Annotated in this window: 10 protein-coding genes; 3 read left to right on the top strand and 7 right to left on the bottom strand. The window is 54.1% G+C overall.

Going from position 1 to position 13,861, the window contains the following annotated elements; genetic code table 11:
- Nucleotides 1-105: 105 nt before the first annotated feature.
- Nucleotides 106-318, bottom strand: coding sequence for a UTRA domain-containing protein (locus tag MNU25_RS06585; RefSeq protein ID WP_240984345.1), 213 nt, complete (start codon nucleotides 316-318; stop codon nucleotides 106-108).
- Between the two features lie 19 nt (nucleotides 319-337).
- The gene (locus MNU25_RS06580; RefSeq protein ID WP_240984344.1) at nucleotides 338-1,582 is read right to left on the bottom strand and encodes a uracil-xanthine permease family protein; all 1,245 of its coding nucleotides are present in this window, start codon (nucleotides 1,580-1,582) and stop codon (nucleotides 338-340) included.
- Nucleotides 1,583-2,589: 1,007 nt separating this feature from the next.
- Between MNU25_RS06580 and MNU25_RS06575 the strand changes: the two genes are divergently transcribed.
- From MNU25_RS06575 to MNU25_RS20445, 3 genes are all read left to right on the top strand, one after another.
- Nucleotides 2,590-3,780: a glycine C-acetyltransferase gene (locus MNU25_RS06575; protein WP_240984343.1), complete on the top strand. Its 1,191-nt coding sequence runs from the start codon at nucleotides 2,590-2,592 to the stop codon at nucleotides 3,778-3,780.
- 151 nt (nucleotides 3,781-3,931) lie between these two features.
- Nucleotides 3,932-4,891 carry an L-threonine 3-dehydrogenase gene (locus MNU25_RS06570; RefSeq protein WP_240984342.1) on the top strand — a complete coding sequence of 320 codons (960 nt, stop codon included), beginning with the start codon at nucleotides 3,932-3,934 and terminating at the stop codon, nucleotides 4,889-4,891.
- A 309-nt stretch (nucleotides 4,892-5,200) separates the two neighbouring features.
- Nucleotides 5,201-5,569, top strand: coding sequence for a helix-turn-helix domain-containing protein (locus tag MNU25_RS20445; RefSeq protein WP_372503697.1), 369 nt, complete (start codon nucleotides 5,201-5,203; stop codon nucleotides 5,567-5,569).
- Nucleotides 5,570-6,081: 512 nt separating this feature from the next.
- Here MNU25_RS20445 and narI read toward each other — a convergent pair.
- Genes narI through MNU25_RS06545 form a run of 5 tightly spaced genes read right to left on the bottom strand, consistent with a single transcriptional unit; the run spans nucleotide 6,082 to nucleotide 13,847 of the window.
- On the bottom strand, nucleotides 6,082-6,810 hold the full coding sequence (narI, locus tag MNU25_RS06565) for a respiratory nitrate reductase subunit gamma (protein WP_240984341.1): 729 nt from the start codon (nucleotides 6,808-6,810) through the stop codon (nucleotides 6,082-6,084).
- Between the two features lie 13 nt (nucleotides 6,811-6,823).
- Nucleotides 6,824-7,333, bottom strand: a complete 510-nt coding sequence (gene narJ / locus MNU25_RS06560; RefSeq protein WP_240984340.1) for a nitrate reductase molybdenum cofactor assembly chaperone — start codon at nucleotides 7,331-7,333, stop codon at nucleotides 6,824-6,826.
- Between the two features lie 35 nt (nucleotides 7,334-7,368).
- Nucleotides 7,369-8,814 (bottom strand): nitrate reductase subunit beta, encoded by a 1,446-nt coding sequence (gene narH, locus MNU25_RS06555; RefSeq protein ID WP_240984339.1) that lies wholly within the window; start codon nucleotides 8,812-8,814, stop codon nucleotides 7,369-7,371.
- On the bottom strand, nucleotides 8,804-12,490 hold the full coding sequence (locus MNU25_RS06550; protein ID WP_240984338.1) for a nitrate reductase subunit alpha: 3,687 nt from the start codon (nucleotides 12,488-12,490) through the stop codon (nucleotides 8,804-8,806). The genes narH and MNU25_RS06550 overlap by 11 nt, the downstream gene beginning before the upstream one ends.
- 55 nt (nucleotides 12,491-12,545) lie before the next feature.
- Nucleotides 12,546-13,847, bottom strand: coding sequence for an MFS transporter (locus MNU25_RS06545; protein WP_240984337.1), 1,302 nt, complete (start codon nucleotides 13,845-13,847; stop codon nucleotides 12,546-12,548).
- Nucleotides 13,848-13,861 lie beyond the last annotated feature (14 nt).

The raw sequence follows: 13,861 nt of genomic DNA, 5'->3' as shown, positions 1-13,861 counted from the left end.
CCCGGCAGCAATTCTACTTCCCATTGTCCTTTGTCAACCGAGTTGAGCCCTCTGCGCACGATCTCGGCGATGATCGCCGAAGCCCGCTAAGGATAGGAGAGGTACTCAACGTTTGCGCACGACATGAAAGACGAAATAATCCGGCCGGAAAAAGAGCCGCGAATAGAGAATAGGCAGATTGCGGTCGTCAAAATGGATTTGATCCAGAAGCAACAGCGGGCTGGCAGCCGACACCCCGAGTTTGCCCGCCAGTTCCGGCATAGTGCTGCGTCCGACCAATCCGGTCAAAGCCAAAATCGCCAGCGCGCAGGGCAGCACTTAAACAATAGAAGCTTCTTCATTGGCTGGCCGGGGCGTCGGCCTCTTTATCCTTAGGCAGCACAAGGTTGAGAAGGATCCCGATCACGGCAGCCGGACCCACGCCGGCAAAAGCATACTGTCCGAATTTGATGAGGATCCCGCCGACCCCCAAAGTGAAGATCACCGAAACGATGAGGAGGTTGCGGTTGTTAGCAAGATTGACTTTCGCTTCGACCAAGTTGCGCAGGCCCACGGAGGCGATCATCCCGTACAGGATAATGGTGATGCCGCCCAGCACGGGCTCGGGAATAGTTTGCACGGCCGCCCCGAATTTCTGGACAAAACTGAGTAAGATGGCAATGACCGCCGCCCCCTGAACAACCCGGGCACTGAAAACCCGCGTAATCGCCAGAACACCAATATTCTCCCCATAGGTCGTTTCCGGGACTCCGCCCAGAAAAGCGGCGACAATCGTGGCCAAACCGTTGCCCAAAAGTACTCGGTGTAAGCCGGGATCATGCATGAGATCGCGGTCGACCGTATCGCCGATAACCAAGAGATGGCCGACGTCTTCCACAATCGAGGCGATGGCGATGGGCGCAATCAAACTCACTGCCCCCCAGGTGAAAACCGGCAGATGTCCGGTCAAGATGCTCAGGTTCGGCAGGGCCAGCCAGGATGCCTTGTTAATGGCCGCGAAATTAACCTGTCCTTGAGTGATGGCGAAAAGATATCCCCCCACCGTTCCTAGGAGAATCGGTATGATCTTGATAAAACCACGGCCGAAAACACTGGCCACGATCACGATGCCCGCGGTCACAAAAGCCGTCAGAAGTCCCTTTTCCGCCTCCTGAATCGCGGTCGGCGTCAGACTCAGACCGATGATCATCACGACAGGCCCCACCACGACCGTCGGCAGCACACGGTTGATCCAGTTCAACCCGGCCACGGCAATGATAGCGAAGAAGAGCGCGTAAACCACTCCGGCCGCCATCATGCCTGTAAGGGCTCCCTGGGCCCCGTAAGCCTTGGCGGCCGCAATGATCGGCGCGATAAAAGCAAAAGATGAGCCCAGGTAAGCCGGCACTTTGCCTTTATTGACCAAGTGGAAGACTAGAGTGCCCAGGCCGGAGGTAAACAGAGTCACGGATGGGTCAAACCCTGTCAGCAGCGGCACCAGAATGGTGGCACCGAACATGGCAAAGACGTGCTGGAAGGATAGAGGCAGCGCTTTCCTGAAAGGGGGTGTCTGTTCAATGTCGTAGATCTTGGTAAAGGCCATCTTTGTTCCTCCTCATTTCCGAAATTCGCTAATCTCAGTTAGCCGTTTAATTGCTTGAAGAGCCGGACAAGGGCCATTCTCTCCAAGGTGCAGCGGCCCGCTCTCTCCCGACGGTGCGGCGGATTCGCTCACCCGACGGTGAGGTGGTTCGCTCTCACCCGAAGTGGCCGCTTACCCTGAGGACGCCGCTTCTTGGCGTCCGTCGGGTCGTTAACCGGGCACGGATTAGGGTTTCCCTTTCTTTTGACTTCCATCCGACTCCTTTCCGACTGGGCTCCCTTTTGACTGAGACTTCCTTTTGACTGAGGTGCCTTTTGACTAGGCTGCCTCTCGACAGGTCTTTCTTTTCACCGGGACTGCCTTTGGACCGGGAACGCCACCATCCTGGCGGGGGCAAGACCGGTCTGTTCCCGACCAACCAGCTTATTTCGCCAAAGTCTCCGTAATTCCTGCTATTCGCAGGAAATTTCCGCGCCTTAGGCCTCTGCCAACTGCTCATTGAGAGCGCCGTTCTCCGAATCAGAGTCAGTCACTCCCTTTGCAGAGAGATTCCTCCACAGTTATGGGAGAGAATTCTCAAAAAACAACTTCGAATCTCAAAGGCATCTGACTTCCTCCGCGCGCTGAATACGGGATTCCCAAGTCTCCCGAAGGATGTTGGCAGACACCTTCTATCATCTTTCGTTTTATATTACTGCCGGCAGATGGATTGAAGCTCCGTGATAACGGGCGTACCTTATACTTCAAAAAAGTTCGCCGAAATCTTACTTTTGCTGTCTCTTGAGTGTGTACATTTTACGGAAATAGTGTTATCTTAAAAAGTAGAAATCCACTGTTTTACGCGATTGTCCCAAATTCTGCTGTCTTCCGGGGGAGGACATATGTGCCGCAGAGAAGTATATCCCTTGAGACATCGACCCCGTGACCCAGTTGGTTTTTCCGTCGTAAGCTTTTTCGCAAATGTACCATAAAACGATACCATCAGACGTAAGGAGGAGGATGTACCCATGTCCAGTCGCGTGTTGTCGGAATTCCTCACCACCAACCTGGAGGATCTGAAGAGCAAAGGCCTCTACAATGTCATCGATCCTTTGGAAAGTCCCAATGGTCCTCTGATCAAAATCGCGGGCAAAGAATTCATCAATCTCTCTTCCAACAACTATCTGGGCCTGGCCACTGACCGACGTCTCAAGGAGGCCGCCAAGGCAGCCATTGAGGAGTTCGGAGTCGGTGCCGGGGCGGTCAGAACGATCAATGGCACCCTGAAACTCCACCTCCAACTGGAAGAGAAGCTGGCCGCTTTTAAGCACACAGAAGCCGCCATCGCTTACCAGTCAGGCTTCAACTGCAACATGGCCGCAATTTCCGCCGTCATGGACAAAGAAGATGCCATTCTTTCCGACGAATTGAACCATGCCTCCATTATCGACGGCTGCCGCTTGTCCAGAGCAAAGATCATTCCTTTTAAGCATCTCGATATGTCGGATTTGCAGCGCAAAGCCCAAGAAGCCAAACAATCCGGCAATTACAACAAGCTCATGGTGATCACCGACGGCGTTTTTTCCATGGATGGGGACATTGCCAAACTCCCGGATATGGTTGAAATTGCTGAGAAACTCGATCTCATTACGTATGTCGATGACGCTCACGGCTCGGGCGTCCTGGGCAACGGGGCGGGCACCGTTAAGCACTTTGGCCTGTCTGACAAAATCGATTTTCAGATCGGTACTCTTTCCAAAGCTCTGGGAGTTGTCGGCGGTTATGTCGCCGGCCGCAAAGAACTGATTGACTGGCTCAAAGTCCGCAGCCGCCCCTTCCTTTTCTCCACCGCCTTGACCCCGGCTGATACCGCCGCTTGTTTAACTGCCGTCGATATTCTCATGAACAGCACCGAGTTGCAGGAAAGACTTTGGGCTAATGGTAACTACCTGAAACAGGGACTGAAAGCGCTGGGCTTCAACATCGGTTCCAGCCAAACGCCGATCACCCCCTGTATTATCGGCGAAGAGAAACAAACCCAGAAATTCAGCCAAAGACTTTATGAAGAAGGGGTTTATGCCAAAGCCATCGTTTTTCCCACGGTTCCCAAGGGCACGGGAAGAGTGAGAAACATGCCGACCGCGGCCCACACCCGCGAGATGCTGGATCAGGCCCTCTCCGTCTATGCCAAAGTCGGGCGTGAGCTGGGAATACTCTAGCGCCTTCGCTTGGGCAAGGCGGGAGACTGCCCGAAATATGCAGGTTCCGTTGTCACTGCCCAGTCAAAAGAGCCCACTTAATGTTTGAGTACGCGGACCGGATCTTGGCAATGACAGACAGCTAATGATAAACACCTGAGGAGGTATCCGCATGAAGAAAATACTGGTCACCGGAGCTCTCGGCCAAATCGGTTCCGAACTAACCGCCCGTTTGCGGGATAGCTATGGCGCCGATCAGGTCGTCGCCACAGACATTCGCAGTGATAAGAACCATCGGCTCACTCAATCCGGTCCTTATGAAACGCTGGACGTCACCCGGGCGAAAGACTTCTTTGACATCGCCAAAAAATACGAAGTCGATACGATCATACACCTGGCGGCTTTGCTCTCCGCCACGGCGGAGACCAAACCCCTTTTCGCCTGGAATCTGAACATGGGCGGCTTGGTCAACGCCTTGGAAGTCGCCCGTGAACTGGGCTGTCAATTCTTTACCCCCAGCTCCATCGGCGCTTTTGGCCCGGAGACCCCCAAAGATCACACCCCTCAGGTTACGATCCAGCGTCCGGCCACGATCTACGGTGTGAGCAAAGTTTCCGGCGAACTGCTCTGCGACTACTATTATAGCAAATTCGGGCTCGATACCCGAGGAGTTCGCTTCCCCGGCTTGATTTCTTATGTCTCCCCTCCCGGCGGCGGCACCACCGATTACGCGGTCGACATTTACTATGAAGCGATCCTCAAAGGGCACTACACTTCTTATATTGCCCCCGGAACCTATATGGATATGATGTATATGCCGGATGCCCTCAAAGCCGTCATCGACGTGATGGAAGCCGACCCGGCCAAACTCATCCACCGCAATGCTTATAACATCACGGCCATGAGCGTCGAACCGGAAGATTTTCATAAGGAAATCCGCAAGCACATTCCTGATTTCAAACTGGACTACGCCGTTGACCCGGCCCGCCAGGCCATTGCCGACAGCTGGCCCAACTCTCTCGATCCTTCCGACGCCGTCGAAGAATGGGGATTCTCGGCCGATTTTGACTTGGCGAAAATGACCGTCGACATGCTGGATAAGCTGCAGACAAAACTCCACAAAGTGAGCTGAGTCACCGTGATCCCGGGCCGCACGAAAGTGCCCTGATCGCGCGAGAGGCTGCGCAAGCAACTGGAAATGTCTATTTGAGAGGCGGGGACACCCGCCTCCGTTTTCGTCTTCGCCACCCCAACAGCAGCTGCTTCCGTTCCCAATACCTTTTTCATAGGTGGCATCAACGACCAAATACGGTTTACATTTACGGCCTATGTGCACAGAACATATTTGAAAAAACATAGATCGTTTCGTTTGTTGCAGGAAGCTGCCACAGTAACGTCGAACGCTGGGAGAGCGGATTTGCAGAAAGGAGCGGCGAGGGGTATGTTGAAGGGGGGCACGGCCCTAAAGGCTTACCTTAGCGAGCACAATATCCGTCAGGCGGCGTTAGCCAAATCATGCGGTCTTAGCGAGAGTTATTTGAGTAAGATCCTCAGTGGCCAACGTCGCAGCCCACGTTTTGCAATACTTCTGCGTCTCGCGGCAGAAATTGATTTGCCCGTGCGTAGGGTTCGGGAACTTCTTGACAGTCCGTATGACTCGTTTATCTCGGAAAGAATTTTGCTCGAACGCGCCACCAAACAGTTCTTTGACTTGTTGAGGCAAGTCTTCTGCGATCACGAAACTCCAGGCACTTGTCGGGCTGATTCAAGTCTCTCTTGTCGCCACCCCATCGTCCCTCCATTGTGCTAAGATAGTTGTGAGAGAGGGGGTGGGCGGGGCAACCTCCTAATTTTAGAGCCTTACTCCCTTATTCTCGTGATTTCATAGTTTTATGATTTTGTCCAAGAAGGCTTAGCATAAGCTCACTTGACACCGCTTGTTCACACCCCATCCTCCTACCGGAAAATCTTGTCCTCTCCCTGCAAGAGATGAGCATTGAACCCCGCGCGGCCATTCAGGAAATCCAGGAAGCGAGGGCCCCTCCCCCCGTTCTTTATATACTCCAACTTCCCGTTCTCCAGCTACTCCAACTTCTTTTTCTCCGGACCCCTTAACAGCGCTAAAACCCTCACCGATTTCACCCCCATGACTATAGACCTCAACCTGAGTATGGATCTGTATAAGATCCCCCTCCAGTTCTTCAAAGCTTCACGCACCGAGCGGGCCATCTCCGTCGAAAACTGGGCACCCGTCTTGCGTGCATCCATTGACCATAGTTCGCCGCCCCATGGGCGTTCGCCGGAGAATAAGCCGCACTTCGATCAGCCAACATCTCCTGAAGCCCTCTCCCACTCTTTGACCGGTTTTGCGACCGGCCCTACACTGCGATAAAGAATGTAACTCCGGCGCCCCAAATATTCAAGCGGCACACTCCAGACATGCACTAAGCGGGTAAACGGCCAGACTCCAAAAATGGCAAACGCGAAAATAATGTGCAAGCGAAAGAAAAGGGGAACATTGTTCATCAGACCGGGATCCGGCGCGAAGACAAGGACTCCCCGTATCCAAGGCGCGATGGTGGCCCGGTAATCGAAGCTGCTCTTGACGAACAGATTGAACCCGAACGTGTTGAAAAGACCCATGCTGACCACAAGGAACAAAAGAACCGCAATCAACATGTCGGCAAAGCTGCTCGTCTTGCGGACCCGCTTCACCGAGACGCGCCGGACTAAAAGCAGGACGATACCGGCCAGGGTTATGAAGCCTGCTGTACTGCCTGTGATGATCGCCGCCGTATGAAAGATCTTGTCGCTAATTCCCAACCTCTCCGTCACAGCTTCCGGAATCAACATTCCGACGACATGGCCGCCGAAGACGAGCAGAATCCCGGTATGAAACAAAACGCTGCCCCATTTCAGATACTTCTTTTCCAGGAACTCACTTGACCTGGCCGTCCAACCCCATTGATCTTTCTGATAACGGTAAATGTGTCCGAGCACAAAAACCGTAATCATGAGATAGGGGAATATCGCCCACCAAAAGATCCCCAAAGCAAGCCACCTCCTAGTTCTTCTCCATAACCAGCGCCAAGACTTGCATGAGCTTTGCATACGGACTGTTAAGCTCGCTTAAATTTCCTGTCAGTTCCCTGATGGCAGCCTCAAACCGTTTCAGTATTTTCGGCGCGTACTCAGGCTTCAAAAAACAAAACTCCAGAACGAGCGGAAGATAGTCCGGCAGTTCTTCCTCGGTCATGAGGACTCCCGCTTCAGCATAGAAGTCCTTGAGTTCTGCCAGGCGCCGGCCGCGTTCCTGTTTGTCCTCCATTAGATGCGAAGTAAGATATAAATTCGTTCGTTCGCTAAAATCAAATGTCTCGACATAGCGCTCAAGGGCTTCCTCCCGCTCCTTCACTTGAAGGTCCTGAACGAATTTTGCCAAGCGTGCCGCGGCATCCTCATTCTGGATGCCGCTCAGTTCGCTCGTGATCTGGTCGTCGATATCATCCAGCCATTCCTCCGGATATCGGAATAACACGGAAAGGATATGGCAAATCCGTCCTTCGTCTTTCACCGCCAACCACCTTCCCCGGCACGCTCCCGGCAGCCTCACGCCGGGTCGTACCCCGTCATTCCCTGTCTTTCATAAAGGTCGCCGGCCTTTTCTTTATGGGCGTTCGGAATGACAAATCGATCCCGGTACTTCGCAAGCGCCAGCAAGGCATACATTTCCTGCAAGGCGGCCCCGTTTAACCCCCAAGGATTGTCTTCAACCGGCACATCCTGACCGAGAAGGTTTTTGCTGCGCATGTATTGCCTGAGCAAAACCATTTTCTTGAATACGTCCGCCACCGTTTCCGTATCTCCCGCCGTCAGGAGATTGGCAAGATATTCAATTGGGGTGCGCATGCGCTCAATCGCGGCAAAGAACTCCCCGCTCTCTGCTTCCGTCTGGCCGCTGTTCACGACCTGCATCATGGGACTGAGCGGCGGAATATACCAAACCATGGGGAGCGTGCGGTATTCCGGATGCAAAGGCAGAGCGAGGCCAAACTCGACGGCTAATTTGTAGACCGGCGACCTTTGAGCGGCGGCCAGCCAATCCTCGTCCAGGCCGTCCCTCCGCGCCTGGGCCAGCACCTCCGGATCATACGGATCAAGGAACAGTTGCAATTGATTCTTGTATAATTCCCGCTCGGAAACGGGGGAGGCCGCCACCTGGACACGGTCCGCGTCATAGAGCAGCACCCCGACATAGCGCACGCGGCCGGAACAGGTTTCCGAACAGACAGTTGGCAGCCCGGCTTCAAGGCGTGGAAAACAGAGAGTACATTTTTCCGCTTTCCTCGTCTGCCAGTTGAAATACACTTTTTTATAGGGGCAGCCTGACATACAAAACCGCCAGCCGCGGCAGGCATCCTGGTCCACCAGAACGATCCCGTCTTCATCCCGCTTATAGATCGCCCCCGACGGGCAGGAGGCGACACAGGCCGGGTTGAGGCAATGCTCGCAGAGGCGCGGGAGATGGAACATAAACACTTCCTCAAAAGTGAGGCGGACTTTTTCTTCCAGGCTCCTTAAATTGGAGTCCTTCTTGCCCGTCTCAGGAGCGCCTGCCAGGTCGTCTTCCCAGTTCGGCCCCCACTTCAACTCCAGCGGATCTCCGGTGAGCAGGGAATGGGGACGGGCTACGGGCTGATGCTTCTTCTCGGGACTCTGGGTCAAGGCCTTATAGTCATAGGTCCAAGGTTCATAATAGTCGTCTATGTCCGCAAGATCCGGATTATAGAAGATATTGAGCAATTTCGACAGCCTGTTCCCCGCTCTCAGTTCAAGCTTGCCTTTGCTTTTCAGAACCCAGCCGCCTTTATACTTCTCCTGTCTCTCCCATTCTCGGGGATAGCCCACCCCCGGCTTGGTTTCGACATTGTTAAACCAGGCGTATTCCAGACCCGAACGGTTGGTCCAGGTATTTTTGCAGGTTATGCTGCACGTGTGGCAGCCCAGACACTTATCCAAGTTTATGACCATGGCCATTTGCGCCTTAATCTTCAAGCCAAGACACCTCCCCGAGCTTCGCGATTAGGACCGTAAGATCTCTCTGATTTCCCGTCGGACCGTAATAGTTAAATCCATAACTGAACTGAGCGTAGCCGCCGATGACATGCGTCGGCTTCAAATGGATCCTCGTCGGACTGTTGTGGGTTCCGGCCCGCTCCCCGGTCAGACGGGATCCGGGAGTATTCAGGGTCTTATCCTGGGCGTGATACATGTAAGTTGTTCCCTGCGGCATCCGGTGACTGACAACGGCACGGGCCACCACGACCCCATTGCGGTTGAAAACCTCCACCCAATCGTTGTCTTTGACCTCAATCTCCGCCGCATCCCGGTCGTTTAGCCATATATTCGGCCCACCGCGGAAAAGGGTTTGCATGATCTGGGAATCTCCGTACATGCTGTGAATGTTCCACTTCCCGTGCGGGGTCAAATAGCGCAGCTCAATCGTTTTTTTGCCCTCGCCACTAAACTGGTCACCGCCCGTAAAGGCTCGGTTCGGGAGCGCCGGCTTAAACACGGGCAACCCTTCCCCGAATTCCAGCATAATCTCGTGGTCGGCATAGAAATGCTGGCGCCCCGTCAAGGTCCGAAACGGAACCAGCCGTTCAATATTGGTCGTGAACGGAGAGTACCTCCGGTTGCCCTCCGTGTTCCCGCTGAATATGGGCGAAGAAATAGCCTGCCCGGGCTGGGCGGTGATGCTGTCGAAAGTCAGGCGGTTTCCCGCTTGGGAGGCAGCGATATCCTGCAGAGACACGCCGGTTTTTTCTTCTTCGGCCCGCCAGGCTTTTACGGCCAATCTGCCGTTTGTGGCGCTGGATAAAGCCAGGATGGCTTTTGCCGCCTGCCGGCCGTCTGCCAGGCTCGGGCAGCCGGACCCGGCGCCTGTCCCCTTCACGACCCCGTTTATCCGCTTGAGTTCCTCGTATTGTTCCTGGGCGGGAAAAGATATCCCGTGAGCTCCGAGCGGATTTTTCTCGAGCAGCGGTCCCAAGGCCGTAAATTTCTCATAAATCTGAGGATAATTGCGTTCGACGATTGTAAACTTAGGCATGGTCCGACCGGGGACAGCCTCGGTTTCGCCGGCTCGCCAGTCTCTCACTTGTCCGAATGGCTGGGCAAGCTCATCCGGCGAATCATGCATCAAAGGAACCATGACGATATCCTTGCTCAGCCCCGGCAAATAAGTCCTCGCCATCTCCGAGAATCTTTCGGCTAAACTTTTGAAGATATCCCAATCCGTCTTTGCTTCCCAAGGAGGGGCGATCGCCGGATTAAACGGGTGGACAAACGGATGCATGTCCGTACTGCTTAAGTCATGCTTTTCATACCAGGTGGCCGCAGGAAGGACAATATCCGAATACAGGGCCGTACCCGACATGCGAAATTCCAGGTTAACCAAGAGGTCGAGTTTTCCTTCGGGGGCCTCGTCATGCCATTTGATCTCTTCCGTTCTCAGCTTCTCCCGGTCATTTCCCAGAAGTCCATGGGATGTTCCCAGCAAGTGCTTCAGGAAGTATTCATGCCCTTTGCCTGAGCTGGAAATAAGATTGGCGCGCCAGACGAACAAACCCTTGGGAAAATTGAGCGGGTTGTCCGGGTCTTCCACGGCAAATTCCAAAGTCTTGGTCTTTAACGCCTTCACCAGATACGAGACGACTTCTTCATTCGTCGAAGCGCCGGCCTTTTGCGCTTCTTGCGCCAAGGCGAGCGGATTCCGGTTGAATTGGGGATAGGAAGGAAGCCAGCCGAGGCGTACGGCCAAGGCGTTGTAGTCCGCCGGGTGAAGATAGGTCGCCCCCCGGCTCGTCGGCGCGCTGAGCTCAGACATGGGCAGTTCCTCATAGCGCCATTGATCGGTGGCGAAGTAATAGAAGGACGTCGCGTTTTGCAGTCTGGGCGGCAGAGACCAATCCCGGGCAAAAGCGACCGTCTGCCAGCCTTCCATGGGACGCACCTTTTCTTGACCGACATAATGAGCCCATCCTCCGCCGTTAACTCCTTCACAGCCGGTCAGGAGAACCAGATTCAGGATCGTGCGGTAAATCGTATCCGCTTGGTACCAGTGGTTGATTCCCGCGCCCATGATGATCATAGAACGTCCCCGGGTATCTGCGGCATTACGGGCAAATTCCCGGGCAATCTGAAGGGCCAGGCTTCCCTTGACACCGGTGTATCGTTCCTGCCAGGCGGGAGTATAGGGAAGAGGATCGTCGTAATCCCGCGGATATTCTCCCGGCAAACCCCGGTCGATACCGTAATTGGCCAGCATCAGGTCATAAACCGTGGTAATATAAACCGTCTTCCCTTTCCGCTCAAGGCGCTTGACGGGTACGGAGCGGCTCAAGACCGCTTGATTGCCTTCCGCGAAGTACGGCAGTTCGATGGGTACGACCCCGTCTTCCGTCCCGAGCAGGGTCAGCAGCGGATGGCACGGAACCCCTTCCTCGTCTTCCGGTTTCAAGTTCCACGTGCCTTTTCCTTCCCAGCGGTGTCCGATACTTCCGTTCGGAATTCTGAATTCCCCTGTCGCTTGATCAAGGACTACGGTTTTCCATTCCGCCTTTTCCAGCGGCAGGCCGAGGTCGGAGGCCCGCAAATAGCGGCCGGCGGTATAAGACTCGCCCCTCCTTTCCAGAAGCAAAAGATGGGGCATATCCGTATACTTCCGGGCATAATCCAGAAAATACTCTGTTTTTTCTTCCACATAAAACTCCTTAAGAATGACATGGGTCATCGCCTGGGCCAGAGCCCCGTCCGTCCCCGGATTCACCGCCAGCCAATGATCGGCAAAGCGCACCGATTCCGCGTAATCGGGACTGATGCTGATCACTTTCGTTCCCTTGTAGCGGACCTCGGTCATGAAATGTGCGTCTGGGGTCCTTGTCAAAGGGACATTGGAACCCCACATGATGATGTAGCCGGCATTATACCAGTCGCCGCTTTCCGGGACGTCGGTCTGGTCTCCCCAGACTTGCGGGGACGCAGGAGGCAGGTCTGCATACCAGTCATAGAAGCTGAGCATTGGGGAACCGAGCAGGGAGAGAAAGCGGGAGCCCGCAGCATAACTGACCATGGACATAGCCGGTATTGGAGTAAAGCCGGCCAGTCGGTCCGGTCCATACGTCTGAATCGTATAGATCAGCATCGCGGAAATGATCTCTTTCACTTCTTCCCAGGAGGCGCGCACTAAGCCGCCTTTTCCCCGCAACGCTTTGTAGGTTTTCGCCTTTTCCGGATCTTCAACAATGCTTTTCCAGGCCAGCACCGGGTTCTTTGCCGCTTCTATGGCTTCCCGCCAGAAGCGCAGCAGAGCCCCGCGAATATACGGATATTTCACCCGCAAGGGGCTGTAGCTGTACCAGGAAAAGGAAGCGCCGCGGGGGCATCCCCTGGGCTCATATTCAGGCAGGTCCGGTCCTGTCGTCGGATAGTCCGTCGCTTGATTTTCCCAGGCGATGATCCCGTTCTTAACAAAAACCCTCCAGCTGCACGAACCTGTGCAATTGACGCCGTGAGTGGTTCGCACAACTTTGTCATGCTGCCAGCGCGCCCGGTAGAAATCCTCCCATCCTCGATCCTGAGGGGTCACTTCGGTCCACGAGCCTGATAATTTTTCTCCCGCCTTAAAAAATCTCAGTTTTTTCAAAAGCGGGCTCCTTTTCTTTTGCATCCGGCCTCTCCTTTCCGTTCCGGCTTTTATCTGATTTTGTTTCCGGCTGCCAGTCTTAAGACTGGGCGCTTCGCCTGAGTATAAATGAAGTCACAATTGCAATAGCGGCCAGGACAACGTAGACCCAAAAGCCGGCCGCATATCCTTTTTTCCCATAGAGGTCTGTAAAAGCCCCAAGGATCGGGGGAACGACAAAGCCGCCAAAAGCACCTAAGCCCCCGACCCAGCCGCTCGCTCCGCCGGGGGCCTGAGGCACGTATTTGGGGACGAGCTTAAAGACAGCCGCGTTGGCAGTCCCCATTCCAATCCCAACCGTTATTTCGCCGAAAAGAGCGAACCAAAAATTGTGCGTGAAAATGAGTATAAGTGCACCGCTAAGCACAACCCCATAGCTAAGGACAGCCGTCAATTCCCCGCCGAACTTATCGCTGAGATGCCCGCCGTATATCCTCACCAGAGAAGCTAGGATGGAAAATCCCAATGCCATCAGTAGTCCTGCCTGGCCCGCACTAAGCCCAAAATACTGGTTCCAATAGGTCGGAAACCAACCGGTCAGAGCCAGGAAGCCTCCGAATGACGTGAAATAGAGAATGACTAACAGCCAGGTCTTAGGGGTTTTGGCGGAGATTCGTAAAGCCTCTTTCATCTTCCCGGAAGGAAACAGTTCCTGTCCCAAATCCTGAGCGATTTGCTTTGCTTCCTCCTGACTCTTACCCGTCTGGGCGAGTTGAAAATAATAGGCGTCTTGCGCAAACAGACTGTAGATAACTGTTCCGACAAGCAGGAAGACAAACCAGGCCGCGTAAGATGCGGTTAAGCCCAGCGCCGCCAAAGCGAAGGGCAAAATCATGCCGAATACCCCCGGAGCCGTATTCCCCAGCCCGCCGTATGTACCCAAGGCCAGGCCCTGCTTCTTCTGAGGAAACCAGTACGAGGTTTGCGGCACGCCGACCGAGAAGGTCGCTATTCCGCAGCCGCTGAGCAAACCAAAGAAAAAAATAACCGGGTACATGTTCAACGTAATGCCTCGGGGATAATAGAAAAAGAGTATCGCCGTTAAACCCGCCATCCCTAATAGAGAAAGCAGCAGCAAGATGATGAAGGGTTTTTTCCCTCCCGCCTTATCGACCCAAGCTCCAAAAGGAATGCGGAGCAAAGAGCCGCTGAGATTCGGAGCGGCAATCAACAAACCCAGCAGCAAGCCCTTCATGTGCATGAGATGGTTGAAATTGTTCGTCACCGGGCCAAATAAGGAGACCGCAGCAAAGCCGACAAAAAAACCAAATGTGGCCAAAGCCAGCCCTTGACCGGGATTGCCTTTTAAGTGATAAGTCTGAACAATTTCTTCTCTACGCATGTTCATCCTCCCTT

Source organism: Acididesulfobacillus acetoxydans (assembly GCF_902729405.1).
GTDB lineage: Bacteria > Bacillota > Desulfitobacteriia > Desulfitobacteriales > Desulfitobacteriaceae > Acididesulfobacillus > Acididesulfobacillus acetoxydans.
This window is presented reverse-complemented; position numbering and strand designations above follow the sequence as displayed.

What these genes read in the sequence shown, in the direction of transcription:
- MNU25_RS20445 (WP_372503697.1), top strand. Translation starts at nt 5,201, where the DNA reads ATGTTGAAGGGGGGCACGGCCCTAAAGGCTTACCTTAGCGAGCACAAT.
- MNU25_RS06575 (WP_240984343.1), top strand. Translation starts at nt 2,590, where the DNA reads ATGTCCAGTCGCGTGTTGTCGGAATTCCTCACCACCAACCTGGAGGAT.
- MNU25_RS06570 (WP_240984342.1), top strand. Translation starts at nt 3,932, where the DNA reads ATGAAGAAAATACTGGTCACCGGAGCTCTCGGCCAAATCGGTTCCGAA.
- MNU25_RS06550 (WP_240984338.1), bottom strand. Translation starts at nt 12,490, where the DNA reads ATGCAAAAGAAAAGGAGCCCGCTTTTGAAAAAACTGAGATTTTTTAAG.
- MNU25_RS06545 (WP_240984337.1), bottom strand. Translation starts at nt 13,847, where the DNA reads ATGCGTAGAGAAGAAATTGTTCAGACTTATCACTTAAAAGGCAATCCC.
- MNU25_RS06580 (WP_240984344.1), bottom strand. Translation starts at nt 1,582, where the DNA reads ATGGCCTTTACCAAGATCTACGACATTGAACAGACACCCCCTTTCAGG.